The organism is Nocardioides sp. NPDC000445 (assembly GCF_040300245.1).
In the GTDB taxonomy this organism is placed as follows: Bacteria; Actinomycetota; Actinomycetes; order Propionibacteriales; family Nocardioidaceae; genus Nocardioides.
In genome coordinates this window covers 31,426-55,640 of sequence record NZ_JBEPDH010000005.1, presented here as the reverse complement: position 1 = coordinate 55,640, position 24,215 = coordinate 31,426, and the positions used below count along the sequence as shown (strand labels likewise).

18 protein-coding genes are annotated in these 24,215 nt (G+C 70.6%); 5 read left to right on the top strand and 13 right to left on the bottom strand.

The features are described 5' to 3' along the window. The gene (locus tag ABT304_RS08220) at positions 1–480 is read right to left on the bottom strand and encodes a GNAT family N-acetyltransferase (RefSeq protein ID WP_350714326.1); all 480 of its coding nucleotides are present in this window, start codon (positions 478–480) and stop codon (positions 1–3) included. Further along, positions 480–1,019: a DinB family protein gene (locus ABT304_RS08215; RefSeq protein WP_350714324.1), complete on the bottom strand. Its 540-nt coding sequence runs from the start codon at positions 1,017–1,019 to the stop codon at positions 480–482. The genes ABT304_RS08220 and ABT304_RS08215 overlap by 1 nt, the downstream gene beginning before the upstream one ends. Before the next feature lie 76 nt (positions 1,020–1,095). Here ABT304_RS08215 and ABT304_RS08210 point away from each other — a divergent pair, with 76 nt between their 5' ends. Together ABT304_RS08210 and ABT304_RS08205 are read left to right on the top strand one after the other, a co-directional pair. Next, complete coding sequence (locus tag ABT304_RS08210) at positions 1,096–2,208, top strand: NAD(P)H-dependent amine dehydrogenase family protein (protein ID WP_350714322.1); 1,113 nt, start codon at positions 1,096–1,098, stop codon at positions 2,206–2,208. Between the two features lie 229 nt (positions 2,209–2,437). Next, the gene (locus ABT304_RS08205) at positions 2,438–3,241 is read left to right on the top strand and encodes an SDR family oxidoreductase (RefSeq protein WP_350714320.1); all 804 of its coding nucleotides are present in this window, start codon (positions 2,438–2,440) and stop codon (positions 3,239–3,241) included. A 7-nt stretch (positions 3,242–3,248) separates the two neighbouring features. Here the strand turns inward: ABT304_RS08205 and ABT304_RS08200 are convergent, their stop codons facing one another. Genes ABT304_RS08200 through ABT304_RS08175 form a run of 6 tightly spaced genes read right to left on the bottom strand, consistent with a single transcriptional unit; the run spans position 3,249 to position 12,085 of the window. Beyond that, the gene (locus ABT304_RS08200) at positions 3,249–4,274 is read right to left on the bottom strand and encodes a GNAT family N-acetyltransferase (RefSeq protein ID WP_350714318.1); all 1,026 of its coding nucleotides are present in this window, start codon (positions 4,272–4,274) and stop codon (positions 3,249–3,251) included. Between the two features lie 22 nt (positions 4,275–4,296). Then, the gene (locus tag ABT304_RS08195; protein ID WP_350714317.1) at positions 4,297–4,935 is read right to left on the bottom strand and encodes an IMPACT family protein; all 639 of its coding nucleotides are present in this window, start codon (positions 4,933–4,935) and stop codon (positions 4,297–4,299) included. 1 nt (position 4,936) lies between these two features. Next, positions 4,937–5,716 (bottom strand): sulfite exporter TauE/SafE family protein, encoded by a 780-nt coding sequence (locus ABT304_RS08190; RefSeq protein ID WP_350714315.1) that lies wholly within the window; start codon positions 5,714–5,716, stop codon positions 4,937–4,939. 43 nt (positions 5,717–5,759) lie between these two features. Beyond that, a complete protein-coding gene (locus ABT304_RS08185; protein WP_350714314.1) occupies positions 5,760–7,775 on the bottom strand; it encodes a VWA domain-containing protein in 2,016 nt (671 codons plus the stop codon). A 57-nt stretch (positions 7,776–7,832) separates the two neighbouring features. Then, positions 7,833–9,236 carry a magnesium chelatase ATPase subunit I gene (locus tag ABT304_RS08180; RefSeq protein WP_350714312.1) on the bottom strand — a complete coding sequence of 468 codons (1,404 nt, stop codon included), beginning with the start codon at positions 9,234–9,236 and terminating at the stop codon, positions 7,833–7,835. Beyond that, positions 9,233–12,085, bottom strand: a complete 2,853-nt coding sequence (locus ABT304_RS08175; RefSeq protein WP_350714310.1) for an AfsR/SARP family transcriptional regulator — start codon at positions 12,083–12,085, stop codon at positions 9,233–9,235. The genes ABT304_RS08180 and ABT304_RS08175 overlap by 4 nt, the downstream gene beginning before the upstream one ends. 114 nt (positions 12,086–12,199) lie before the next feature. Here ABT304_RS08175 and ABT304_RS08170 point away from each other — a divergent pair, with 114 nt between their 5' ends. Continuing rightward, positions 12,200–12,625, top strand: coding sequence for a YchJ family protein (locus ABT304_RS08170; protein WP_350714309.1), 426 nt, complete (start codon positions 12,200–12,202; stop codon positions 12,623–12,625). A 96-nt stretch (positions 12,626–12,721) separates the two neighbouring features. After that, positions 12,722–14,362 carry a sensor histidine kinase gene (locus tag ABT304_RS08165; RefSeq protein ID WP_350714307.1) on the top strand — a complete coding sequence of 547 codons (1,641 nt, stop codon included), beginning with the start codon at positions 12,722–12,724 and terminating at the stop codon, positions 14,360–14,362. A 1-nt stretch (position 14,363) separates the two neighbouring features. On the opposite strand, the gene ABT304_RS08160 is transcribed toward ABT304_RS08165, so the two are convergent. The 4 genes from ABT304_RS08160 to ABT304_RS08145 are packed head-to-tail and all read right to left on the bottom strand — an operon-like array spanning position 14,364 to position 20,892. Continuing rightward, positions 14,364–15,026: a response regulator gene (locus ABT304_RS08160; RefSeq protein WP_350714305.1), complete on the bottom strand. Its 663-nt coding sequence runs from the start codon at positions 15,024–15,026 to the stop codon at positions 14,364–14,366. Further along, positions 15,020–18,409, bottom strand: coding sequence for a thiol reductant ABC exporter subunit CydD (gene cydD / locus ABT304_RS08155; RefSeq protein ID WP_350714304.1), 3,390 nt, complete (start codon positions 18,407–18,409; stop codon positions 15,020–15,022). Before cydD ends, ABT304_RS08160 begins: the two co-directional genes overlap by 7 nt. Position 18,410: 1 nt before the next feature. Beyond that, positions 18,411–19,412 carry a cytochrome d ubiquinol oxidase subunit II gene (cydB, locus tag ABT304_RS08150; protein WP_350714302.1) on the bottom strand — a complete coding sequence of 334 codons (1,002 nt, stop codon included), beginning with the start codon at positions 19,410–19,412 and terminating at the stop codon, positions 18,411–18,413. A 10-nt stretch (positions 19,413–19,422) separates the two neighbouring features. Beyond that, positions 19,423–20,892, bottom strand: coding sequence for a cytochrome ubiquinol oxidase subunit I (locus tag ABT304_RS08145; protein ID WP_350714300.1), 1,470 nt, complete (start codon positions 20,890–20,892; stop codon positions 19,423–19,425). Between the two features lie 465 nt (positions 20,893–21,357). On the opposite strand from ABT304_RS08145, the gene ABT304_RS08140 reads away from it, so the two are divergent. Further along, entirely contained in the window at positions 21,358–23,922 is a 2,565-nt protein-coding gene (locus ABT304_RS08140) for a LuxR C-terminal-related transcriptional regulator (protein ID WP_350714298.1), read from the top strand. Here the strand turns inward: ABT304_RS08140 and ABT304_RS08135 are convergent. After that, a complete protein-coding gene (locus tag ABT304_RS08135) occupies positions 23,883–24,194 on the bottom strand; it encodes a hypothetical protein (RefSeq protein ID WP_350714297.1) in 312 nt (103 codons plus the stop codon). The two genes, ABT304_RS08140 and ABT304_RS08135, sit on opposite strands and share 40 nt — an antisense overlap. Positions 24,195–24,215: the final 21 nt, after the last annotated feature.

The window sequence follows — 24,215 nt, the reverse complement described above, 5'->3', positions numbered from 1 at the left end:
TCAGGTCAGCGGCAGATACATCACATGGAGGCCGACCCGGCCGTGCGACGTGGAGTCGAACGCGTCCGGGACGGTCCCGATGATCTGGAACCCGAGGGACTTCCACAGGCGTACGGCGGTGGTGTTGGTCTCCACCACCGCGTTGAACTGGATGCCGTGGAAGCCGTTGTCCTTGTGCCACTGCACGCAGTAGTCGCCGAGGGCCCGGCCGACGCCCTTGCCGCGGGCGTTCGGCGAGACCATGAACGAGGCGGTGCCGATGTGGCTGCCGCGGCCCGGGCGGTTCGGCCCCATCTTGGCGCTGCCCAGGATCTCCTCGCCCTCGACCGCGACGACCACGTGGTCATACATCCACAGGTCCTTGGCCTCCTCGGACGTGAGGCCCTCGGGGTAGGCGTAGGTCTCCCCCGCCGCCACGATCTCGGCCCAGAACGGGTAGATCTGCGGCCAGTCCTCGGCCGTCGCTTCGCGGATCTCCATCAGAGGTCAACCTTTCCGTCGATGGCCTCGCGCATGAGGTCGGCGTGGCCGCAGTGGCGGGCGTACTCCTCGATCATGTGGACCAGGATCCAGCGCAGGCTGATCTCCTGGCCGTCCCGTGTCTTCCCGACCGCGATGCGGTCGAGGGAGCCCGCGGCGTCGGTGAGCTCGTTGGAGCGAGCGATCGCGTCGCGGAGCAGGGTGCGCAGCGCCTCGGGGTCGTCCGCGGCGGCGCTGTTGAACTCCCAGTCCTGGTCGTCGCCCCAGGGAGCGGTGTCGAAGGGCGGGGACGGATCGTTGCCGGCCAGGCGCACGCCGAACCAGATGTCCTCCACGTACGCCATGTGCTTGACGAGCCCGGCCAGCGTCATGGTGCTGGGCGGGAAGGGACGGTTGAGCTGCTCGTGGTCGAGGCCCGCGACCTGCCTGAGCAGGGTCGCCCGGTGGAAGTCGAGGAACGTGCGCAGGGTCGTGGACTCGTCCGCGATGTAGGGAGCACCGGTCGGATGGCGGGTGTCCTCGAAGAGTGCCTCGGTCATGGGCGCCAACGTAGCCGCGGCGAGTTTCCTCGGCGAATCACTTTCGCGAAACTGAAACGCGTTCTAGATTTGGGCCATGCCCCACGCGCCCAGAGGTCCCCAGAGTCCGGAGAAGCCGCTCAGAGTCGTCGTCTGGTCCACCGGGACGGTGGGTCGTCACGCCATCGCGGGTGTCGATGCCCATCCCGACCTGGAACTGGTCGGGGTCTGGACCTCGACGCCGGCGAAGGCGGGGGTCGATGCCGGGGAGCTGGCCGGACTGGGCCGGACCCTCGGGGTCGCGGCGACCACGTCGCGCGACGAGCTGCTCGCGCTCGCCCCGGACTGCGTCGTCCACGCCGCGATGACCGACGACCGGGTCTTCGAGGCGATCGACGACCTGACCGGGCTGATCCGGGACGGGGTCAACGTCGTCTCCTCCGGGCCGGTGATCCTGGTCCACCCGCAGGGGACGCTGCCGGACGAGATGATCGCGGGCATCGACGAGGCCGGCCGCGAGGGCGGTGCCTCGTTGCACGTCAACGGCATCGACCCGGGCTTCGCCAACGACGTACTGCCGCTCGCGATGACGTCCCTCTCCCAGCGGATCGACCACCTTCGGGTCAGCGAGATCGCCGACTACTCGACGTACTTCCAGCCGGTCGTGATGAAGGATCTCTTCGGCTTCGGGGGCTCGCTGGAGGACAAGCCGTTCCTGTGGGAGCCGGGGGTGCTGAGCACCGCATGGGGCCCCGTCGTGCGGGTCTTGGCCGCCGGGCTCGGGGTGACCCTCGACGAGCCGCTCGTCGAGTCGGTCGAGCGTCGGGCGGCGACGAAGGACACCAAGACGGTGTCGGTGGACATCGCGGAGGGCACCCAGGGCTCCGTACGCTTCACCGTCACCGGCAGCGTCGACGGAGTCCCTCGCATCACCCTGGAGCACGTCACCCGGACCGACGCGGCGTCCGATCCCGACTGGCCCACCCCGGCCACCGGCGACGGCTGCTACCGCATCGAGATCACCGGCGAGCCGTCGATGACCGTCGAGTTCAGCCACCACGGCGAGCACGGCGACCACAACGTCTCCGGGATGATCGTCACCGCCCAGCGCCTGGTCAACGCCATCCCAGCCGTCGTCGCCGCCGAACCCGGCCTCGTCTCCCCTCTCGACCTCCCGCTGATCACCGGCCGCGGCCTGGTCTCCCCATGAGCGAGACGTCACTCCGGTCGGCCGAGGCGTCACGTACGTCGGGCGAGACGTCACTCGCGTCAGCCGACACGTCACTTTCGTCGGCCGACACGTCACGTGTGTCATCTCGGCCGACGTACGTGACGTCTCGACCTGCAGGAGCGACTCTTCGGCCGACGCGGCTGACGTCTCGGCCGACGCAAGCGACGTCTCGGTCGACCGGGCCGACGTCTCGACATGAAGGAAGCGCATGAGCATTCTTGAACGATTCGAGCTGACCGATCACGTTGCGATCGTGACGGGGGCGGGGCGCGGGATCGGGGCGGCCACGGCGGTGGCGCTGGCAGAGGCGGGGGCGGACGTGGTGATCGCCTCGCGTACCGAGAAGCAGCTTCGGGAGGTCGCCGAGAAGGTCGAGGCGGCGGGTAGGCGGGCGCTGGTGGTGCCGGCGGATCTGGCCGATACGGAGGCGACGGCGGGGCTGGCGGAGCAGGCGCACGAGGAGTTCGGACGACTCGACATCGTGGTCAACAACGTGGGCGGGACGATCCCGAACACGTTCCTCGACACCGACGAGAGCTACCTCGAGGAGGCCTTCCACTTCAATGTGACGACCGCGCACGCGCTGACGCGGGCGGCGGTGCCGTACCTGGTGAAGAGCCCGGACGGGCAGCAGTCGGTGGTGTCGATCAGCTCGATGATGGGACGTACCGCGGGGCGCGGCTATCTGGCCTACGGCACCGCGAAGGCGGCGCTGGCGCACTGGACGCGGCTGGCCGCGACCGACCTGGCGCCGCGGATCCGGGTCAACGGCATCTTCGTCGGCTCGGTGCGTACCAGTGCCCTCGAGTTCGTGGCCGGCGACGACACCATGCGCGGCGAGATCGAGTCGAAGACCCCGCTCGGTCGGATCGGCGAGGCGGAGGACATCGCCGCCGCGGTGGTCTACCTGACCTCCCGGGCCGGGCAGTTCGTCACCGGGAAGATGCTCGAGGTCGACGGCGGCACCGAGGCGCCGACGCTCGACCTCAAGCTCCCCGACGTCGGCGCCTGATCGTCGATCAGACCGTGACGTCCTTGTGCCAGGACTCGGTGATGTAGTCGGTCACCCAGCCCATCGACTTGTAGAGCCCGTCGGCCCCGGTGGGGCTGTCGGCGTCGACCTCGAGCGAGACCCGGTCACGGCCGCGCTCGAGGGCGTCGCCGATGACGGCATAGAGCAGTCCCTTCGCGACCCCGCGGCCGCGGGCGTTGCGGTTGACGCCGATGTATTCGACGTACGTCCCCTCGACCCCGGCCGCGTTGGCGGGCAGCACGGAGGCCACCAGCGAACCCGCGGGCAGGAGGGTGTCCGGCTCGTCGGGAACGTCCACGTAGGCCAGCCACCAGTGGTCCCAGCGGTGGCCGGGGTCCTCGCGGAGGCGCTGCACGAACTCCGGGAAGCTCTCGCGGTAGGAGTTGAAGTGGTCCTGGAAGGACTCCTCCAGGGTCTGGTGGACCGTCTGCAGGTCGGCCGCGACGGGCATGCCGTTCTCGTGGGTCTCGACCGGGCGGATCGTCACCCCTTCGCGGAGCGGGGGCACCTTCTCGTCGGGCAGCACCGGCCGGCTCATGTGCAGCCAGGTGCGCTTGTTGGTGAACTCCGCCGCGGCCAGCCACTCGCGCTGCACGGTGTCGTCGGCGAACGGGCTGGCGTCGAGGTGGGACTCGGTGATGCCGCGCAGCTCGGCCATCGATCGGGCCTGGTCCTCGAGCCAGGCGTAGAGCCCGGCGGCGACCTCGGCGGCCTGGGCGATGGTGCGGTCGACGTAGAGGTAGACGAGCGTACGGCCCGCGGCGCGGTCGTGGGCGATGGCCCAGGCGCGGATGTCGCCGCCGGGGTCGATCGCGACGAGCTGCTGGCGGGTCCAGGAAGCAGGTCCGGCGATCTCGCCGGTGATGGCGTCGGCATCGACCTTTCCGGAGCCCTCGAACGGCGTCTTGTCGGCCGCCCGAAGCCTCAGCAGGGCGGGCAGATCGTCGAGGTCAGGGACCTTCGCCGTCCATCCGGCAGGGAGTTCCACGGGCGTCTCGCTATGGTCGCTCACCCGGCCATTCTCCCAAATGGTGTCAGCGGTCGACCCAGCGGTCCGTGCCTGGGACCAGCGATGATGCACCCGCGGTGAGCTCGGCGAGCAACGATTCGAGCCGTTTCTCGTCCTCCGGAGGGGCCCCGATCCGCAGCGTCACGGCAGTCCAGTAGGAGGTGTCGAGGACGGTCACCCCGGAGGATCGCAGGTCGGTCTCGAGGCGGCCGGCGGCGTCGTACGGGACCTCGATCTCGTACTCCCGGACCAGCTCGCGCCGGCGCGTGCCGACCTCGTCGAGAGCTGCGCGGACGGCGTCGGAGTAGGCCCGGACGAGGCCACCCGCGCCGAGCAGGGTGCCACCGAACCAGCGGGTCACGACGGCGACCGTGTCGGAGACTCCGGCGCCGCGGAGCACCTCGAGCATCGGCGCCCCGGCGGTGCCGGCCGGCTCACCGTCGTCGTTGGAGCGCTCGACCGGCTGCGGCGGCGGGCCGATCATGCTGTGCTGGATCCTGAAGGCGGAGCAGGTGTGGCGGGCGTCCCAGTGCTGCTTGCGCAGCCGCTCGACCACCGCCCGCGCGCCCGCCTCGTCCTCCACCCGGACGAGCGTGCACAGGAACCGGGACCGCTTCTCCTCGATCTCGGCGGCGCCATCGCGGCCGATGGTCAGGTAGTGCACGTCACCAGACTCCCAGGACGCTGCCACCGAGACGGATGATGAACCCGGCGACCACGACGATGAAGAAGACGCGTACGAACCCGGCGCCCTTCGCCACCGCCGTCCGCGCCCCCAGATAGCCGCCGATCAGGTTGCAGACACCCATCACCAGGCCGGTCTTCCACAGCACCGCGCCCTGCGGGATGAAGACGACCAGGGCGGCGAGGTTGGTGGCGACATTGGCCATCTTCGCCTTCGCGCTCGCCTCCAGGAAGGAGTAGCCGAGGAGACCGACGAGCCCGATCACCAGGAAGCTGCCGGTCCCGGGGCCTAGGGCACCGTCGTAGAAGCCGACCGCGAACCCGACCGCCATCGCCCCGATCAGGTGCCGGTGACCGTCGTACCTCAGCTCGGTCGCCTCGCCCAGGGACGGCTTGAAGAGCACCCACGCGCCGACCAGGATCAGCGCGATCAGGACGATGGGCTCGAAGACGCTCTCCGGGAGATAGGAGGCCACCCCCGCCCCCAGCGCAGAGCCCGCGAACGCGAGGATCATGAGCGGGATGAAGGTCTTCGGGTCCGGACCCACCCGCCGGTAGTAGGTCGCCGCGCTGATCGAGGTGCCGAAGATCGAGGCCAGCTTGTTGGTCGCCAGGATCTGCACCGGCGCGGCGCCGGGGAGGAACAGCAGCAGCGCGGGGAGCTGGATCAGCCCGCCTCCGCCGACCACCGCGTCCACGTATCCGGCGGCCAGGGCCGCGAGGGCGAGAAGGGCAAGTACGTTCAGCGTCTCCTCGGGCACGAGCGCAGGTTACGCGGCCTGATGCTTCCTGAGTTAAATCGGTTCAGCCGGCCCACCAGCCGCGGCCACCGAATGCGTCCGGATAGCCGCCGTAGGTGTTCGACGTACGCCGCGCCGTCCTGTCGCCGAGATACGACCCGACCACGGCCGCACCGAGGTCGTCCAGCTCGGGGGCGACGACGCGGCCCTCGACGCGGCGGGCCATGGAGTCGATGAAACGGGCGAGGCCGGGATCGTCGCCGAGGCGGAAGAAGGTCGTCTGGGCGCCGAGGCGGCGGGAGTTCTCCAGCTCCTCGACGGACCGGGCGATCGTCACCGGGTGAGGCGGGTAGGAGAACCAGACGTCGCCGCCCGCCTCCAGGTGGGCGGTGGGCTCTCCGTCGGTCACGATCAGGAGCACCGGCTGGGCGCCGGGGTGCTTGCGGAAGTGCCGGTTGGCGAGCAGCAGCGCGTGGTGCAGGTTGGTGCCCTTGTCCCAGATCGCGTCGAGCGCGGTCAGCTTCTCGATCTCCATCGTCTGGGCATAGCGGCCGAACGAGATCAGCTGCAGGTCGTCGTTGCGGAACCGGCTCTTGATCAGCGTGTGCAGCGCCAGCGCGGTGCGCTTCATCGGCACCCAACGGCCGTCCATCGCCATCGAGAAGCTGGTGTCGACCAGGAGGGCGACCGCTGCCTGCGTACGGGCCTCTGTCTCCTGCACCTCGATGTCGTCGACGCTCAGCCGCACCCCGGGGCCGCGACGGCCCTCGCCGACCTCCCGGATGACGGCGTTCGTGATCGTGCGAGGTACGTCCCAGGGCTCGGTGTCGCCGAAGGCCCAGGGCCGCGAGGAGCCGGAGAGGTCGCCCGCCGCGCCGGCGCGCTGCAGGTCGCGTTCGCCGTGCCGTCCGGAGAGCCGCTGCGCGACGTCGCGGAGCAGGGCCTTGCCGAGCTGGCGCATCGCCTTCGGGGTCAGCCGGAGGTCGCCGTCGGAGCCGCGCTCGAGCTGGCCGGAGTCACGCAGCGCCTGCTCGAGCTCCTGCAGTGTGCGCGCGTCGACCGCGGCCTGGTCACCGAGCTGACGGGAGAGGGCGTCGAGGTCGATGTCGTCGAGCCGGCTCCCCGCATAGGACTGCTGGAGCTGCTCGGAGAGCTGGTCGAGCTCGGCGATGTCCTGGAGTACGCCGGTGCCGTCACCGAGGCCCAGGCCCTCGCCACCCCCGAACTCCTCGGAGCCGTACCAGTCCTCGCCGGGCCGAGCCGCTTGCAGGTTGGCGTCGAGCTGTGCCATCTGCTCCATCAGCGCGGGCGATCCGAACGCCTGCGCCGAGAGCTCCATCAGCTCGCGTCTCTGCTCGGCCGACATCGAGTTGAGCATCCGTTGCGCGGCCGCCGAACGCTGCGCGAGGGTGTCGAGCAGCTCATCGATGTTCTGCGGGTTCTCGGGGAAGTACTGGCCGTGCTTGGCCATGAACTCGTCGAAGTCCTCGGGGGTGTCCGCCCCGCGGTTGTGCTTGTCGAGGAGCTGGTTGAGATCGCGCAGCATCTCCGCGATCGCCTCCCGGTCCTCGTCGGTGGCCCCTTCGAGCGCCTGCTTCATCCCGGCGAACCGCTGGTCGAGGAGCTCGCGGCCGAGCAGGTCCTTGATCTCCTCGTAGGCCTCCCGGGCCTCGCGCGAGGTCCAGTCGTAGGAGGCGAGCTCGCTGACCGCGGCAGCGGTGTTCGGCGAGAGGTTGTCGATCTGCATCTCCCGGAACGCGCGGTCGCCGTCGTCCATCGTGACGTCACGGGCCAGCTGCTTGCGCTCCTCCAGGACCGCCTTGTCCAGCAACTCACGCACCTGCTCGAGCGTGCCGTCGAGGTTGTGGCGCTGCAGCAGCTCACGGCGCCGCTCCGCGACCTGCCGGGCGAGGTCGTCGAGCCCGCGCTGGTCCTGTCCCCCGCGCCGCAGGAACTCCCGCATCGCCCGCTCGGGCGAGTAGCCGGACATCACGTCCTCGCCGATCGCGTCCAGCGCCTCGGCGATGTCGACCGGCGGCGCGAGCGGGTCACCCCCGGCGTACTTCTTGTAGCGGCTCATCACTGCCCCGCTGGTTGAGCCGGATTCGTGAGGTGCGAGCGAATCCGTGTCGACTGCTCAGCCATAGATCGTCTCCCCGTCGGCAGTGTCCTTGCCGATCTTTCTGGCCAGGAAGAGGCCTTCCAGGGCCAGCTCGATGGCGCTGGCGAGCTGGCCGTCGTTCTTGGGGCCGCCGGTGGACTCGTAGACGCGGTCGCCGATCTGGTCGTAGAGGTCGGACTCGCCCAGGACGGGGAGGCCGGCCAGGAAGTCACCGGCAGCGACCTTGGTGCCGGTGGTGACCATGCGGCCGTCCTCGATGGCGTCGATGAGCAGCGCGAAGTCGAGGCCGCGGAAGGACTTGCGGACGGTCTCGGCGATGGCCGTACGCAGCAGGTGGGTGAGGATCTCGGCCTCGCGGCCCTCCTCGCCGGACTCGAACTCGATCTTGCCGGAGAGCACCTCGACAGCCGTCTCCAGATCGACGATGCGGGCGACCGCGTCGGCCTCGCCCAGGACGGTGGCGCGGTGCAGCGCCGAGGCGGCGACGGTCTCGGCGCCGGCGATCGAGAAGCGCGCCGAGACCCCGGAGCGCTGGTCCACCGCGGAGGACGACCGCAGATGACGGGTGAAGACGGCGAGGATCTCGAGCAGGTGGTCGGGTACGTCGGCGACCAGCGCGGCCTCCTGCCGGATGACCGCCATCTCCGCGGCGAGCTCGCGCGGGTAGTGGGTGCGGATCTCGGCACCGAAGCGGTCCTTCAGCGGGGTGATGATCCGACCACGGTTGGTGTAGTCCTCCGGGTTCGCGGAGGCGACCACGAGCAGGTCGAGCGGCAGCCGCAGCACGTAGCCGCGGATCTGGATGTCACGCTCCTCCATCACGTTGAGCATCGCGACCTGGATCCGCTCGGCGAGGTCGGGCAGCTCGTTGATCGCGACGATGCCGCGGTGGGAGCGCGGGATCAGGCCGAAGTGGATCGTCTCCGGGTCGCCCAGCGAGCGTCCCTCGGCGACCTTCATCGGGTCGACGTCACCGATCAGATCGGCCACGGAGGTGTCGGGGGTGGCCAGCTTCTCCGAGTAGCGCTCGGAGCGGTGCTTCCACGCGACCGGCAACGCGTCGCCGGCGGTCGCGGCCAGCCTCTGGGAACCGACCGAGACCGGCTCGTAGGGGTGCTCGCCGAGCTCGGACCCCTCGATGACCGGGGTCCACTCGTCGAGCAGGCCCACCAACGTACGCAGCAGCCTGGTCTTTCCCTGACCGCGCTCGCCCAGCAGGACGACGTCGTGTCCGGCGATCAGGGCGCGCTCGAGCTGGGGGATGACGGTGTCCTCCAGCCCGTGCAGCCCGGGCCAGGGATCCTCTCCGGCTGCCAGCTTCGCCAGCAGGTTGTCGCGGATCTCCTCGCGGAGCGACTTGAACACATGGCCACTCGCGCGAAGCTGGCCGAGGGTGCTGATCGTGGGTGCGGCAGTCACGGACGCAACGCTACGCCGCCGCCCAACCCCTGGGCGGCCTCGGCGTCGACGTCCCGATCCGCGGATGCGGACGACCCGACGCTGGCGAGCAGCTCCTCGACCCGCTCCCGGGTCAGCGCGGTGCGGTCGAGCTCGCCCACCTCGTCGAGGATCGCGACGACCTCGTGGAGCGTCGCCCGGGCCTGCGCGACACGCTCGGTCTCGCGCTCGACCACTGCCCGGCGTACGAGGACGTTGGCCTCACCCCACCGGTTGCGCTCCTCGAGGCGGTGGGCCAGCTCCAGCCGCAGATGATTCTCGGCCTCGGCGTAGCGCCGCAGGCCGATCAGGGCATCGACCAGCGTCATCCGCGGCGAGGCGGAGGAGTCGACGTCGACGGACGCGTAGCCGATCTCCTCCTCCACCAGCCGCACGGCGTCCTCGTAGCGCTCCATCCGGACGTACACCTCGGCCAGCCCGATCAGGCTGGCGCGGGCACGGTCGTCCATCCCAGCCGCATCCGCGACCGCGTACGCCTCCTCGAGGACCGCGACGGCCTCGTCGAGCGAGCCGATCATGCTGAGCGCCTGGCCGCAGTTGGACAGCGCCATCTCCAGGCCGGCGGCGGTGCCTGCCTCGCGGAACACCTCAGCGGCGCCACGGAACTCCGTGATCGCGCGGGGCAGGTCGCCGACCCGCGCGCGGCTGATCCCGAACTGGTTGCGGATGTAGGCCGCGTCGATGTGCTGACCGGCGCGGAGGGCGGCGTCGAGGCCGAGCTCCTGGAGGGGAACGGTCTCGGCGGGTGGGTGCCGCATCGAGAGGCTGAACATCTTGTTGACCAGCTGATACGCAGGGCCCAGCAGCCCCGCGCGCACGGCGAGGCGTACGGCACTGCCCATGGTCGGCCACTCCCGGTCACCCCAGGCGCGGGCCTGCTGCGAGGTGGCGAAGGTCAACGGCGTCACCCCGTCGACGACGGGGTCGAGGCTCATCAGCCGGAAGGACCGGCCGTCGGCTTCGGAGGCCGCGACCAGGGAGTGCGTGTACCAGCTCACCAGCCGCAGCAGCGCCTCGCCGGACTCCTTCTCGGAGCCCATCTCCAGGGCGTAGTCGCGGATCAGGTCGTGGAGCACGAAGCGTCCGGGGCGGTGCTCGCGGACGAGGTTGGCGTCGACCAGCTTGTCGACCAGACGCCGGGCGGCGGCGATGTCGACGGCGAAGAGTGCTGCCATCGCGGGCATCCCGATCTCATGACCCGGGCGGAGGCCGAGGAGGCGGAAGGCACGCCGCGACTCCTCGTCGAGGGAGTCGTAGGACCAGGAGAAGACCGCGCGCAGGTCGGAGATGGGGTCGAGCGGTGCCTCCAGAGCCGCCAGCCGGCTGGTCTCGCCGTCCAGCTCGGCGATCAGGTCGGTCAGCGGGAGATCGGGATAGCGGCTGCAGCGCTCGGCTGCGACGGCGAGAGCCAGCGGAAGGTGTCCACACCTGTCCGCCAGGGCGCGGATATCCGCCTCGTCGGCCGTCCGGTCGATGAGCCGCTGCCTCAGGAAGGCCGCCGACTCCGCCGGGGCGAGCGTGTCCAGGGCGAGCCGGCGGGCACCCTCGCGGGTGGCCAGGCCACGCAGCTGGCTCCGGCTGGTCACCAGCACCAGCGAGTCACCACCCGGCAGCAGGGGCCGCACCTGGGTGGAGTCGCGAGCGTTGTCGAGCAGCAGGAGCATGCGTCGCTGCGCGAGTGTCGTACGCAGCAGGGCCGACGCCGCGTCCACCTCGGCCGGCACCGAGGCGGCGTCGACGCCGAGCCCGATCAGCAGGGTCGTGAGCGCCTGGGCGTGCGAGAGCGGCTCGCCCGGGCCGAAGCCGCGCAGGTCGATGAAGAGCTGACCGTCGGGGAAGTGCTCGGTCCGGGCGCGGGCCCAGTGCACCGCGAACGCGGTCTTGCCCACCGCCCCGATGCCGTGCACGGCGACCACGCTCGGCCAGCCGGCGTCGTGGGAGATGGTCACCGCGTCGAGCAGCCGGAGCTCGGCCTCACGCCCGGAGAAGCTGGGGATGTCGGCCGGGAGCTGTCTCGGGACCATGTCCTCCTCCGAGACGCGCTGCGCGGGCACGGTCGCCTGGCCATGGGAGGCGTCGACCTCGGGGGCGGGCGAGGAGCCGGTCAGCAGGCGGGTGAACGTGGAGCGCAGCTCCGCGCCGGGGTCGGCACCGAGCTCGTCGGCCAGCCGCGCCCGGACCTCCTCATAGGCCTCCAACGCCTCGGCCGTACGCCCCGCCGCGTCCAGCGCGTCCAGGAGCACCACCCACAGGGACTCGCGCAGCGGATGGTCGCCCACCACCCGGCGCACGTCGGCGACCGCCTTGGCGGCCCGGCCGGCGGCGATGTCGAGCACAGCACGATGCTCCAGCGCGGCCAGATAGCGGTCGACCAGCCACGGTCGGGTGCGCTCGGCCAGCGAGTCCCCGGACGGCTCGTCGAACGGCTCGGCGCGCCACAGCGCGATGGCCTCCTCGAGCCGGTCGTAGGCCTCCGGGCCCTCTGCCGCGTCGAGCAGATCGATGAAGGTGAGCGCGTCCACCGACGAGCGCGGCAGGTCGAGGATGTAGCCGCCGGCGGCGCGGCGTACGACCTCCTTGCCGAGCACCCGACGCAGCCGGCCGATGTAGGTGTGCAGGCTGCCGCGCGGGTTGTCGGGGAGCTCCTCGCCCCAGATCCGGTCGGCGAGCAGGTCGGCGGAGACCGGGGTGCCGGCCTCCAGGGCCAGCAACGACAGCAACGTGCGCGGGCGTCGTCCCGGGACCTCCACGGGCTCGCCTGCGCGCGTGACGATCAGGGGGCCCAGCAGACAGATGCTCACATCCGTCACCGATGCACCCCCGCCGTCCCGAGCCGATCGCGCCTGAGAGCCACCCCCACACAATAGACGGGGCGCTCCGGGCCTACGACGAGAATGCGCCCTTTCCGGTACACAATGGGGCGCATGTCTACCTTCGGCCGCACCGCCACCGGTTCGCCCCTGCCCCAGGAGTGCCCGTGCGGCAGCGGGCGACGCTATGCGATGTGCTGCCACCGGCTGCACCGCGGCGGCGCCCTGGCCGAGACTCCGGAGGAGTTGATGCGCAGCCGCTACGCGGCGTACGCCCTCGGGGACTGGGACTACATCTTTCGCACCTGGCATCCGGGGACCCGCCCCGACGACCTGGGCGTGGCCGCACCCGACTCGCGGCTGACGTGGACGGGGCTGGAGATCGAGGGCTCCGGGCTCGATGACGACACCCATGGCTGGGTGGCGTTCCGGGCGTCCTACCAGGCGCCGTCGGGCGACGGGGTGCTCGCCGAGCACAGCCGGTTCGAGGTGCGTGCCGGCCGGTGGCTCTACGTCGACGGGGAGATCGCGGATCAGTGACCAAACGCAAGCATCCACGTGAGTTTGAGGCAGACAGTGGAGAAACTGTTGCCGATATGTGGACGCGACCGGGTCCAGCACGACAGACTCTGACAAGTGACCACTGACGCGACCGAGGACCTGACCGGTCTGGAGCCATCGGCGCGCTCGCTCTTGGACGCGGTCATCGCGATGTCGAGCGAGCTCGACCTGAGCGCCATGCTGGAGAGAATCACCCGCTCCGCCTGCGAGCTGACCGGGGCGAGCTACGGCGCCCTCGGCGTCCTCAGCCCCGACGGCGACCTGCAGGACCTGATCACCTACGGGCACCAGCAGGAGCCGACGCTGCAGGTCGTGGGCAAGAGCCGGGGCCGCCGGGCTCGCGTCGATGACGACGGCGACGACGACGAGCCGGCGTCGACGACCCGGCCCCGAGGGATCACCGCTCCCGAGCCTCTCCTGCTGGTCTCACCTCGCACGCATGATGGCGGCGGCAGCCACGCGCTGCGTACCGGCGACCCCGGGAAGCGCAAGTTCATCGAGGTGCCGCTGCGCATCGACGAGCGCGACTTCGGCCACCTGCTGCTGTCGGAGAAGGTCGGCGGCGCCGAGTTCACCAGCCACGACGAGCAGCTCGTCGTCGCCCTGGCCCGCGCCGCCGGAGCCCAGATCGACAAGGTGCGCGAGCTGGAGCTCAGCGAGCAGCGCCGCAGGTGGCTCGAGGCGAGCGCCGAGCTCAGCCGCGCCCTGACGCCGCCGCTGGACCATCTGGTCGCGCTCGAGCGGATGTGCGAGACCGCGCTGCCACTGATGCGCGCGATCGGGGTCGGCGCCGGCACCCGCATCGAGCACGGCATCGTCTCCGGAGTCGCTGCCGCGCCCGGCCAGGAGGAACGGGTCCGGGCAGTCACCGAGAAGGTCCCTCACCTGATCGACCGCCGCATCGTCGAGCCACTGGACCTCGAGGTCGACGGGCTCCATGTCGTGGTCGCCCCGGTGCGGTCCACGCTCGCCGGCCGCGGCGCGCTGCTGGCGATCTACGACAAGGCCAGCGCCGCCCACGACGAGCACGAGCGCGAGCTCTTCTTCGGCTTCGCCGGCCAGGCCGCCCTCGCCCTGGACCGCCTCCGCGCGGTCGAGGACCGGGCCGACCTCGCCGTCATCACCGACCGCGACCGGATCGCCCGTGACCTGCACGACGTGGTCATCCAGCGCCTCTTCGCCATCGGCATCCAGCTCGAGGCCCTGGGCCGGAACCCGCAGCGGGTCGAGGACCTGCCCCAGCGGCTCTCGGAGCAGGTCGACGCACTGGACCAGACGATCAAGGACATCCGCGGCTCCATCTTCGACCTCAGCAACCACGATCCCTCCTCGCTGCGGGCGCAGGTGCGCGGGGTCGTCCGGGAGTACGCCGGCGTCATGGACTTCACCCCGGAGATCAAGATCACCGGGCCGGTCGACACTGCGGTGCCCGACTCGGTCCGCAACCACCTGCTGCCGGTCCTGCGCGAGGCGGTCTCCAACCTCGCCCGGCACGCCCAGGCCCACAGCGCTCAGATCGAGCTGTCCCTTCAGGACGACGAGATCAAGCTGGTCGTACGCGACGACGGCAGCGGCGTCCCCGACGAGGCCGAGGAGAGCGGGCTGAAGAACGCCCGCTGTCGCGCGGTCCAGCTCGGCGGTCAGCTCGAGATCGGCCCGCGCTCACCCAGCGGCACCGAGCTCGTCTGGCAGGTGCCGATCACCGCTGGGGTCTGACTCAGTTCCCCTTGCGGGGGTGGAGCAGCTCCTTGGCCATCAGCGCCGCCTGGGTGCGTCGCTGCACGCCGAGCTTGGCCAGGATGCTGGAGACGTAGTTCTTCACCGTCTTCTCGGCCAGGAACATCCGGCCGGCGATCTCGCGGTTGGTCAGGCCCTCGCCGATGAGCGCCAGCAGACGCTTCTCCTGGGGCGTGAGCGCCTGCATCTGCGGCGACTCGCCATCGGGGTTGCGCATCTTCTCCATGACCTTCGCGGTCATCAGCGGGTCGAGCAGGGAGCCGCCACCGGAGACGGTGCGGATCGCCTCGACCAGGTCGTTGCCGCGGATGTCCTTGAGGACGTACCCCTTGGCCCCGGCCATGATCGCCGAGAAGAGCGCCTCGTCATCGTCATAGGAGGTCAGGATGAGCGCGAGCATCTCCGGGTAGGCCGCACGGACCTCGCGGCACACCTCGATCCCCGAGCCGTCGGGCAGGCGGGCGTCGAGCACGCACACGTCCGGCTGGAGGCGGTCGATGTCCTCGCGCGCCTGGGCGGTGGTGCCACCCTGGCCGACGACGGCGATGTCGTCATGACTGTCGAGCAGTGTCGTCAACCCTTGGCGCACGACCTCATGGTCGTCGAGCAGGTAGACCCGGATCGTCCTTGTCTCGGTCAACACCGTCTCACTTCCCCCATTCGTTGAAGGGAGACCACGGTATCGGTCAGCCCCAGTCCGGTCGATGTGTGAGTCATCCACAATACGGTTTTCGTGCCGCCATGCGGACCAGGCTCTGCGCCAGCCGTCGAGCCATCCTCCCGCGCGAGCACCTCACGCGCCAGCGACGCGGCGGTGGCGGTGTCGAGATGAGCCAAAGGTTCATCCAGAACCAGGACCTTGTGCCCTGCCAGCAGTGACCTCGCCACCGCCAGCCTGGCCCGCTCGCCGCCGGAGACCTCGGCGGCACCGTCGCCGAGCCTGGTCTGCATCCCTGCGGGGAGGGCATCGAGCCAGTTGCCGAGGTGAGCGCGCCGGATCGCGTGCTCGACCTCCTCGTCGGTGGCTCCTGGACTGGCCAGGCGGACGTTCTCGACGAGGCTCGAGGCGAAGACGTGCGGGTCGTCGTCGACGAGACCCACGATCTTCCGTACGTCCTGTGGGTCCAGGTCACGCGTCGACCGGCCGCCGAGGGTGATGGTGCCGGTGTCCGGGTCGAGGAAGCGCAGCAGCAGCGCGGCCAGGGTGCTCTTGCCGGAGCCGGACGGGCCGACGATGCCGATCCGCGCACCCGGCTCGACGAGCAGATCCGGGATCTCGACGCTCTGGGCGTCGCCCGGGCGGGCGGTGACGCCGGTGATCGTGATGGTGGTGTCGTGGGTGGGTCGCTCGGGGTGCTCGGGGGCTCTGACCGCCGGCGGGCGGCTGGTGAGGGCGTCGAGACGGCGCTGCGCGGCACGGGTGCGTGCCCGGGCCGCACCGGCGTCGGCGAGCGTCGCCGCGGGCTCGGCCAGCGCCAACGGGACCAGGGTGAGCAGAGCGAGCATCGGGCCGTCGCCGACGGTGGTGTAGGCGGCGGTCGCGGCAACCGCCGCGCCGGCGGCCACCAGCACGATGGCCTTGGCCAGCGAAGAGGCCGACGCCGCTGTCGTGGTCGCCCTGGTGGCGGTGGCGGCCAGGTCGTCGAGCGTGACGAGCACGGGCTCGCTCGCCTGCCACATCCGGCGCTCGGTCGCCGTCTGAGTCGCCTCGACCACCTGCTCGGACACCCTCGCCCGCACCGTGACCGAGATGTTCTCGGCGCGTGCTGCTCCGGCGTACGCGATCCCGAAGGCGGCCCCCGCCGCCAGGACTGTGGCCATGGTGAATGCCCCGGCGACCGGGTCGATGAGCGCTGTCGCCAGGACCGCGAGGGCAGCCACGACGGCGTACTCCCGGATCGGCAGCCGCACCCGCAGCTCCTCGTCGAGCACCGCGTCGACGTCGTCGACGACGCTCGCCAGCACGTCGCCCCGTCGGCCAGGGAGCGCACCCGGCACCAACGGGATCAGCGCGTCGTAGATCTGCACCCGCCGCCTGGCCAGCAGCCGCAGCGCACTGTCGTGCGACCACAACCGCTCCAGGTAGCGCAGCACCGGCCGCGCGATCCCGAACGTACGCACCCCCACCATCGCGGCCACCAGCGTCAGGATCACCGGATGGTAGGAGGCCTTGATGATCAGCCACCCCGCCAGCGCCGTCAGCGCAACTCCCGACGCCCAGCTCAGCCCGCCGACCACCGCCGACCCCCACAGCGCCCTCCGCGCCGAGCCGTCAGGTACGTCGGCCGAAGCGTCACTCGCGCTGGCCGAAGCGTCACCCGCTGCCGCCTCGACCGACGTACGTGACGTCTCGACCGACGGGAGCGACGCCTCGGCCGACGCGGACGACGCCTCGGCGGGCGGGGTCTCGGCGGAGAGGGTGATGACCTGGTCGGCGATGTCGATCAGCGCCTCGCGGTGGGCGACGAGGACGACGGCGCGGTCGCGGGCGAGGTCGGTGACGGTGTCGGCGATGATGCGCTCGGTGTCGGGGTCGAGGTGGGCGGTCGGCTCGTCGAGGAGGATCCAGGAACGATCGGAGAGTACGACGCGGGCCAGTGCCAGCCGGGCCCGCTCGCCCGCAGAGAGGGAGCGGCCGTCCTCGGCCAGGTCGGCACCGAGACCGCCGGGGAGGTCAGCGATCCGGTCGGCGAGGGCGACCCGCTTGAGTACGCGCCACAGGTCGCTCTCGGTCGCCTCCGGCGCCCCCAGGCGCAGGTTGTCGGCGATCGTCCCGCTGACGAACACCGGGCGCTGGGGCAGGTAGGCGAACCGCCGTCGCCACTCGTCGCCCGCAGCCGGCGTCTGTCCATCGAGCTCCACCGAGCCCGCGTACGTCTCGTGGAGGCCCGCGATCGTCGCCAGCAGGGTGGACTTTCCGCAACCGCTCGGGCCGACGATCGCGGTGATCCCCCGAGCTGGGACCGTCGCCGAGACCGGCGCCAGCGCCGGCCGCTCGCGCCCCGGATAGGTCAGCCCCACCCCGTCGAGAGACATGCCGAGGCGTCGCTCCGGTCGGTCGAGGTGGCAGTCGGTGACGTCTCGGCCGACGCGGGTGACGTCTCGGGAGAGGTCGGCGGTGGCCTCGAGAGTCGCCGTACCCTCGGCGGCCGCATGGAACTCGGTGCCGACGCGACGCAGCGGCCAGTAGGCCTCGGGGGCGAGCAGCAGGACCACGAGAGCCGTCTGCAGGTCGACCGAGCCGGCGGCGAGCCGGACCCCGATGATCACCGCCACCAGGGCGACCGAGATGGTCGCGACGAGCTCGAGCACGGCCGAGGAGGCGAACGCGATCTTCAGGGTCTCGAGGGTGCGGCGGCGGTAGCGGTCGGTGATCGAGGCGATGACACGGGACTGGGCCGTGGCGCGACCGAAGGCGACCAGGGTCGGCAGACCCTTCATCACGTCGAGGAAGTGACCGGCGAGGGCCGACATCGCCCGCCACTGGCTGGCGGCCTGGTCACGGGTGGCCAGCCCGACCAGCACCCCGAAGATCGGGATCAGCGGCAGCGTGAGCCCCACGATCAGACCGCTGAGCGGGTCGGTCCAGACGATCACCGCGAGCACCATGACCGGCAGCACGCAGGCCAGCACCAGCGCCGGCACATAGCGGGTCAGATACGGCTCGGCGGCCGAGACCCCGCGGGTGGCCAGCGCCGAGAGCGAGCCCGAGCTCTCCGACCGGCCGCGCAGGATCGCGCCGACCACCCGGCGTCGCAGGTCCGCCCCGACGACACCGGCCGCTCGGGCACCGGCCACGTCGGAGACCACCCCGACGAGGGCGCGCCCGGCGAAGACGGCCACGACCGCCAGAGCCCAGCCGCTCACCGACCCGGTGTCGCGGATCGCGGAGATGAGCAGTCCGGTGACGGCGTACGTCTGGGCGACCAGCAGCACAGCTCCCAGCACCCCGGCCGCCACCACGACGGCGAGCGGCCGCCGGGCTACCGACAGCTGGGCTCGCAGTCGCGGGTCGTTCGGACGCATGTCAATGAGCGGCGGGGATGTGGTGGATCGAGATCCGCTTGCGGAAGATCCAGTACGTCCAGGCCTGGTAGCCCACCACGATCGGCGTGAACACCGCCGCCACGATGGTCATCAGCTTCAGCGTGTAGGGCGTCGCCGAGGCGTTGGTCGTCGTCAGCGAGTTCGCGACGTCGGTCGTCGAAGGCATCACGTCGGGGAAGAGCCCCACGAAGAGGCCGGCCACGGCGAGCCCGATCGCGAGGAAGGTGCCGGCGAAGGCGAACCCCTCACGACCGACGTACGCGGAAGCCAGCCCGCCCACGAGCGCGAGCGCCGCCACCACGAAGAGGACAGCGGTGCCGAGGTTGCCGGTCAGGCCCTGCGTCCAGACCAGGAACACCACGGCGAGCACGGCTGCGACGACCCCGACCTTGAGCGCCAGGGCGCGAGCCCGGCCGCGGATCTCGCCATCGGTCTTGAGGGCGATGAACAGCGCACCGTGGGTCACGAAGAGCGACAGGGTCACGAGCCCGCCCAACAGCCCGTAGGGGTTGAGCAGCGTCAGCGCAGTCCCGGTGAACTCGAAGTCGGCGTCGATCGGCACCCCGCGCACGATGTTGGCGAAGGCCACACCCCACAGGAACGCGGGGACGTAGGAGCCGAAGATCACCGCCCGGTCCCACCAGCCGGCCCAGGTCGCCGAGGGCCGCTGGTGGCGGTACTCGAAGGCGACGCCACGCACGATCAGCGCGATCAGGATGAGGAACAGCGGCAGGTAGAAGCCGGAGAACAGGGTGGCGTACCACTCCGGGAACGCCGCGAACGTCGCCCCGCCCGCAGTCAGCAGCCAGACCTCGTTGCCGTCCCAGACCGGGCCGATCGTGTTGATCATGACGCGCCGCTCGCGGTCGTCGCGGGCCAGCACCGGGAGCAGCATCCCGACCCCGAAGTCGAAGCCCTCGAGCACGAAGTAGCCGATCCACAGCACCGCGATGAGGCAGAACCAGATTGTCGTGAGTTCCATCGCAGGCTCCTCAGTACGCGAAGTTCATCGGCTCGTCGGCATCCGAGTCGGAGCCGCGCAGGGAGGGGTCGGGTGGCTCCACGAACGGGTCCGGAGCCTTCTTCACATACTTGATGAGCAGCCCGACTTCGACCACGGCGAGCACCGCGTAGAGCGCGGTGAACCCGAGGAGCGACATCCACACCTCCCAGGGCTCGACGCCCGGAGAGACGCCGTTGGCGGTCGTCAGCACCCCGAAGACCACCCATGGCTGACGCCCCATCTCGGTGAAGATCCAGCCCATCGAGTTGCCCAGCAGCACCATCACCGGGGCCGAGATCGCCAGCGCGGGCAGGAATCGCCCGACCAGCCCTGTCGGCGTACGTCCTCGACGGGTGAACCACAGCACCGCCAGCCCGATCAGGCCACCGACGACGCCCAGACCCATCATCCAGCGGAAGGTCCAGTAGGTCACCGGGATGTTGGGGGTGTAGTCGCCCGGGGAGTAGTAGGTCGCGCCCGGCGTCGAGCCGTACGTCTCCCGATACTTCTCCTGCAGGTCATAGATGCCCTCGACCCTGCCGTCGAAGGTGCCGGTGCCGAGGAAGGAGAGCACGCAGGGCACCTCGAGCGCCCACTTCTCGTGCTTCCCGTCGCGGGTGCCGATGGTCAGGATCGAGAACGGCGCGCACGAGTCGGAGGTCTCCCACAGCGCCTCCGCCGCCGCCATCTTCATCGGCTGCACCTCGGTCATGATCTTGCCCTGGATGTCGCCCGAGACCGCCACGCCGACGCCGGAGAAGACCATGACCCACGCCGCCAGCACCATCCCGCGGCGGTACATCGGCCGCTCGGACCCGTCACGTCCCGGCCGGCGCAGGTAGAGCCAGCCCAGGATGCCGAGCATGAAGGCGGCCGAGGTCAGGTACGCCGCGAGGATGACGTGCGGGAACGTGCCCAGCTGCACCTTGTTGAACATCACCGCCCAGAAGTCGGTGAGCTCGGCGCGGCCGGTGACCTCGTTGAACTTGTAGCCGACCGGGTGCTGCATCCAGGAGTTGGCCGCGAGGATGAACCACGACGACGCCAGGGTGCCGAGATGGACGATCCACATGCACGCGTTGTGCAGCGCCCGGGGCAGCTTGTCCCAGCCGAAGATCCACAGGCCGAGGAAGGTCGACTCCAGGAAGAAGGCGAGCAGCGCCTCGATCGCCAGCGGGGCCCCGAAGACGTCCCCGACGAAGCGGGAGTAGTCCGACCAGGTCATCCCGAACTGGAACTCCTGCACGATCCCGGTGACCACACCGAGCGCGAAGTTGATCAGTAAGAGCTTCGCGAAGAACTTGGTCAGCCGAAGCCACTCAGGGTTCTTCGTACGCAGCCAGATCGTCTCCAGCACGGCGACGAGCATGGTGAGTCCCACCGTGAGTGGGACGAAGAGGAAGTGGTAGACGGTCACGATGCCGAACTGCCACCTGGCTAACTCCAGGACGCTGTCCACGCCAGCCACTATGTCACTGCAACCACACCGGCCACACCACCCCCTCCCCTAGGCATACGTCCCGTGTGTCGTGGCTTACGTCCCTTGTGAACCACGCCACCATGCACGCTCGCCAACGCCAAAGAACCCGGCCGCCCTGGGCTCGAGGTCACGACCGCGGGGGGATGATCGCGACCTCGAGTCCGGGACGGCCGGGCTCTGTAGGTCTTCGTGCCACCAGGGCCGCATACAGATGGGGGAGCTGATGCGGCATCCTGGTGTCACTCAGTGGTGCAGGCCGAGGAGAACCTCAGCCCGTGAGATCACTATCTCATCATCTGCGCCCAGAGGTTGCGGTCGCGGACGGACTGTTTACGTACTGTAAACAGGTAACCTGCGTATCAGTAGACGTAATACGCGGGCGATACAGCGTCCCCACAGAAAATCCGGTATGCATTTGGATGTACCTTGAGGTAGGGGGTGAGCATGTCGGATCGCGAAGGTGTCCTCGCGCGGGTGGTCGACGAGGTCATCGACTACGTCGGCGCGGGCCTGAGCGTCCATCTGGTAGGACCCCGCGGATCCGGACGCAGCGAGCTCTGCTCCCTGGTCGCCCACCGGCTCGAGGACGAAGGCCGGTCCGTACTGCAGATCAGCGGTCACCGCGCCTGGCAGAACGAGCCGTTCGCCGCGCTGACCGCAGCCGGCATCGGCAGCGCGACGCCCACCGGTCCCCGTCGCACCATCGGCGAGATGACCACGGCGCTGAGCAAGCAGCTCGGCAACGGCACCGTCCTGGTGATCGACGACGCCGACGCGCTCGACACCTACTCGGTCGGCGCCCTGCGCAACATCCACCGCCAACGACGTCTCCTGGCCGTGACCAGCAGCCGCCACCAGCACCCCGTCGCCGAGAACACACTGATGCTCGGCATCGCCCCCTCGGTCCAGGTCCGATCCCCCGCGCTCGAGGTCGACGAGGTGCACGAGGTGTGCCGCGGGATCCTCGGCGGCCCGGTGGAGGCCGGGTCGCTGGCCAGGATCGCGATGGCGACCGGCGGCCTGCTCGGCCTGGTCCGCGCGATCGCCACCGTCGGGCCGCGGGCAGGGGTGCTGGAGCAGCTGGACGGACTGTGGCGGCTGCCGCGGCGTACGGGCTGGGCTCCTGAGCTCGCCTCGGCCGTCGAGCCGCTGGTCGCCGGGCTCGACCAGGACGCCTGGGACGGCGCGACCGCGCTCGCGGTGACAGGTCCGGTGCCGCTGGACGAGGCCGAGAAGATGATCGAGCGCACTGTGCTCGACGCGCTCTTCGCCCACGGTCTGGCGCGCCACAGCGAGGACGGCCCGGGTAGCGGCGTCGTGGGCCTCTATCCGCCGCTCATCGGCGACTACCTGATCACCGAGGGATCGGCGTTCGGGCTGGTGATCGCGCGCAACCACCTGGCCACCGAGCAACCGCTCCTCGACTACACCACCCACCGGCCCCGCGGCGCCGACGCCGCCCTGCTCCACCAGCGCTCGCTGCGCCAGATGGCCGACGAGGTCACCCGTGCGCGTCGCTCCTGGACCGAGATGCCCTCGCCCGAGACGGCGCTGCCGCTGCTCGTGGCGCTCCGCAACACGGCGGCGCCCAGCGACCAGATCGAGGAGGTCGAGCGGCGTACGCCCTTGACCGACACCCAGGAGTCGGCCTGGATGCTGGCCTGGTTCGCCACCTGGAAGGCGGTCGAGCTGGGCGACCTGAACGCTGCCAAGGCCGTCCTCGACGACGGGCTGAAGCGGCTGCCCACCTTCGCCGCGACCCTCGAGGCCTCCCGCGCCCACCTGCAGTTCCAGACGGAGTACGTCCCCGAGGTGCCCACGGTCGAGCCCGACCCTCGCGACACGGTCGGCCCCGAGATGCTCGGCGTCGTCGCCGCCGAACGCCTCCTCGCCGCCGGAATGGTCGAGCAGGCGCGCAACCTGCTGGAGAGCCAGCACCCGGAGAACCCTCTGCCCGCCGGGCTGCATGCCTTCCTCATCGGCCTCGCCGACATGCTCGGCGGCGACCTGGAACGCGGCATCGACTTCGCCCGCGAGCAGCTCGCGGCGGCCAACCAGAGCTCGAGCGCCATGCTCATCCAGGCCCACGCCTATCTCTGCGTGCTCGGCCTGAGCATCGCCGGTCGGCTGACCGAGGCGAGCCAGGCGGCGTTCCAGAGCCTCTCCTCCTCCAGCGTCGCGGCCTACCGCGACGTCGCCCACACCGGCATCCTGGCCCTCGGCGCCGAGATCGCGATGGCGCAGGGCCGCCCGGAGTACGCCCGCAGCCTCGCCTCCCAGATCGGCGGGGCGAAGGTCGCCTTCGGCCCCTGGCCCGGGATGGTGGCCAGCATCATGGCGCCGGCCAGCGGCCGGATGCCCAGCCTCAAGGAGCTGTGCGAGCTCGTCGGCCAGCGCCTGGACGCCGGCTACATCACCGGCGGCATCTTCCTCGCCGTCGAGGCGGTCGAGCGCGGCGCCAACGAGAACAAGCACATCACCCGGGCCGCCAGCCTGGCGGCCGGCACCGAGAGCCCGCTGCTGCAGGGCATGGGTGCGTACGCCGCGACCACCGCGGCCGGCGACGTCGACGGCCTCCGTGAGGCGATCGTGAAACTCGCCGATGCCGGGGCCCTCGTGTTCGTGACCAGGGCCGCGATCTCGCTGGCGATCCTGCAGCGCGAGGCCGGCGACCTGGCCGGCGCCGCCGAGACCCTCGACACCGCCTGGGAGCGCTCCGAGATCTCGGGCAGCCGAGCCGGCATGTTCCGTCGCGCGGCCACCCACATCGGGCTCTCCGGACGCGAGAGCGAGGTGCTGCGGCTGCTCCCGGACGGACCCACGACCGCCTCGCTGGCCGCGGACCTGGAGATGAGCACCCGCACCGTCGAGACCCACCTGCACAACATCAGCCGCAAGACCGGCGTCTCGGGTCGCGAGGACCTCGCCCGGGTGGCCGACACCTGGCTCCGGCCGGCACCGAACGGCGACTACTCAGCCGGCGACAGGCACTTCACCAGCGGATCGTAGAGCTCCTTGCTGGCCTTCTGGTCCGCCTCCGAGAGATCCTCCGGGCTGATCTTGGAGACGTCCTCGGCCTCGACCAGAAGGCGTACCGCCTCGTCGGACAGGTCCGACTCGTAGTAGGTCTTCGCCAGGCACACGGCCTGCTTCTCGGTCACCTGATCGCCGCTGCTCTTGGCGATCTGTCCCTGGATGTCCTCGACGCTCGGCCGATCAGCCCCGCCACCACCGCTGCCCTCGCCGCCACCACACGCGGTCAGCGAGAACAAGAAGAGCACAGAAGCCGCAGCAAACGCTAC

What these genes read in the sequence shown, in the direction of transcription:
- ABT304_RS08220 (WP_350714326.1), bottom strand. Translation starts at nt 480, where the DNA reads ATGGAGATCCGCGAAGCGACGGCCGAGGACTGGCCGCAGATCTACCCG.
- ABT304_RS08215 (WP_350714324.1), bottom strand. Translation starts at nt 1,019, where the DNA reads ATGACCGAGGCACTCTTCGAGGACACCCGCCATCCGACCGGTGCTCCC.
- ABT304_RS08210 (WP_350714322.1), top strand. Translation starts at nt 1,096, where the DNA reads ATGCCCCACGCGCCCAGAGGTCCCCAGAGTCCGGAGAAGCCGCTCAGA.
- ABT304_RS08205 (WP_350714320.1), top strand. Translation starts at nt 2,438, where the DNA reads ATGAGCATTCTTGAACGATTCGAGCTGACCGATCACGTTGCGATCGTG.
- ABT304_RS08185 (WP_350714314.1), bottom strand. Translation starts at nt 7,775, where the DNA reads ATGAGCCGCTACAAGAAGTACGCCGGGGGTGACCCGCTCGCGCCGCCG.
- ABT304_RS08170 (WP_350714309.1), top strand. Translation starts at nt 12,200, where the DNA reads ATGTCTACCTTCGGCCGCACCGCCACCGGTTCGCCCCTGCCCCAGGAG.
- cydD (WP_350714304.1), bottom strand. Translation starts at nt 18,409, where the DNA reads ATGCGTCCGAACGACCCGCGACTGCGAGCCCAGCTGTCGGTAGCCCGG.
- cydB (WP_350714302.1), bottom strand. Translation starts at nt 19,412, where the DNA reads ATGGAACTCACGACAATCTGGTTCTGCCTCATCGCGGTGCTGTGGATC.
- ABT304_RS08140 (WP_350714298.1), top strand. Translation starts at nt 21,358, where the DNA reads ATGTCGGATCGCGAAGGTGTCCTCGCGCGGGTGGTCGACGAGGTCATC.